This is a genomic window from Paenibacillus sp. 01T422 (assembly GCF_056398785.1).
In genome coordinates this window covers 1-2,080 of the sequence record NZ_JBFTQB010001030.1, presented here as the reverse complement: position 1 = coordinate 2,080, position 2,080 = coordinate 1, and the positions used below count along the sequence as shown (strand labels likewise).

Sequence of the window (2,080 nt, the reverse complement as noted above, 5' to 3'; positions counted from 1 at the left end):
CCTTACCCAAATCAATGCCAACTTACGCTTCACATACCATTTTCCCCCATTAGGATAAAAGGAGATAACTTGATGTCTGATGACGCTCGCTACTATCAAAGAACGATTGTGAAAGATGAACTCACCTCTGTCCTGCTTCAAGAAACACGCCCGCTTCGCATCTATTTGCCTCCCGGTTACAATGAGCTGCTCTCCTATCCGGTTATCTATTGCCAAGATGGCGAGCAATTCTTTAATTTCGGACGCATTGCCACGACGATTACCCGCTGCATATTAGATGAAGACCTGGAGCCAGCTATTGTGGTAGGCGTGGATGTGAACGCAGCTAACCGCACATCCGAATATGCGCCGGAAGGTGAGCGTCATGACGCTTACTGTCGCTTTTTCGCAGAGGAGCTGCTCCCTTATGTGGAAAGCCGTTATCCTGTACGGACGGAACGCAGCGAACGCATTGTCGCAGGTGATTCTCTCGGTGGGACCGTTTCCTTGCATCTCGCCTTAGATTATCCTAGCCTTTTTTGCCGCGTTATATCCTTATCTGGCGCATTTTTCGACATTACTCGTGAACGCCTTAAAGCGTTAGACGATTTATCTTGGCTTGAAATGTACATGCTGATTGGCTTGGATGAAACTGATGTCAAAACCGAGCGAGGAACTTTTGACTTCGTCAGAGAAAATCGTTTGGCCAAAGAGGATTTGGAAAGTAAAAATACGGTGCTTCATTATATCGAGAAACCCGGCAAGCATTTGTGGGGATTCTGGCAAGGGGAATTGAGCGCGGCGCTTCATTATTTCCTGGGGTGAAACTAGGGGAAGGGAGGGTCGGGCGTAATTGAGGGTACCTTGGGGTACTTCGGGGGTACTTCGGGGGTACTTCGGGGGTACTTCGGGGGTACTTCGGGGGTACTTCGGGTACATTCGGGTACTTCGAGGGCATTGGGCTACTTAACGCCAATTTCTCCAGCTATTTTCTACAATTCCTCCACCTTTTCCCAAATAACTGGATTTTCTACCTCTAATTTCATCAAATCTTGCTGATTGAGGCCAGCTACCCACGATTTAGATGCGGTTTTTCCTGCTAATTCGTACACTGCCGCTTCGCAGACCAAATTAACGGTAGATTTTCCCTCTGTTCAGCCGCGGTCCTAAAGCGCCGTCTCTTTGGAACCTGGAGGCTAGGCGAAGGAGGTACTTGTTGTTTCTTGGCTTGGGGCTACTTCTGGCTACTTGGGATAATTGGTACGTTGGCTGATTGTGCTGCTTGAAGCTACTTCGCGCTCCTTAGGTTACTTCGGCTTACTCGAGCTACTTCGTACTACTTTGGGATATTTCTGGCTACTGAGGCTCACTTGGGGCACTTGGGGCACATCTTACTTGGGTTAGTTTAGCTACTCGGACTGCTTCGGCTAATTCGAACTTCTTTGGCCACTTATGCTGCTTGGAGCTACTTCGCGCTAGTTAGACTACTTCGGCTTACTCGAGCTACTTCGGGATATTTCTAGTTACTTAGGCTCACTTGGGGCACTTGGGGCACAGCTTACTTGGGCTAGTTTAGCTACTCGGACTGCTTCGGCTAATTCGAACTACTTTGGCTACTTATGTTGCTTGGAGCTACTTCGCGCTAATTTGGCTACTTCGGCTTACTCGAGCAAACTTCGTGCTACTTTGGGATATTTCTGGCTACTTAGGCTCACTTGGGACACTTGGGGCACAGCTTACTTGGGTTAGTTTAGCTACTCGGACTGCTTCGGCTAATTCGAACTACTTTGGCCACTTATGCTGCTTGGAGCTTCTTCGCGCTAGTTAGGCTATTTCAACTTACTTAGGATGCTTGGGCTTACTTCGGCTAATTAGGCTAATACGCACTACTTCTGGCCACTTCGTGCTACTTGGGATACTTCTGGCTAAATAAGCTCACTCGGGGTACTTGGCTCATTCGGGTACTTAGGCTACTTCGCGCTACTCGGAGCCACTTCGACTCACTTGAGATACTTGAGATACTTGAGCTCACTTAAACTTTAGCTACTTTCAAACCACTTAACTCCAATTACTGCAGCTATTCTCAGCTATTCATCCACTT

At 48.0% G+C, this 2,080-nt stretch carries 1 protein-coding gene; it reads left to right on the top strand.

Annotated features, from left to right (window positions below):
- Positions 1 to 72: 72 nt before the first annotated feature.
- Complete coding sequence (locus AC1DUA_RS35090; protein WP_477504136.1) at positions 73 to 804, top strand: alpha/beta hydrolase; 732 nt, start codon at positions 73 to 75, stop codon at positions 802 to 804.
- Positions 805 to 2,080: the final 1,276 nt, after the last annotated feature.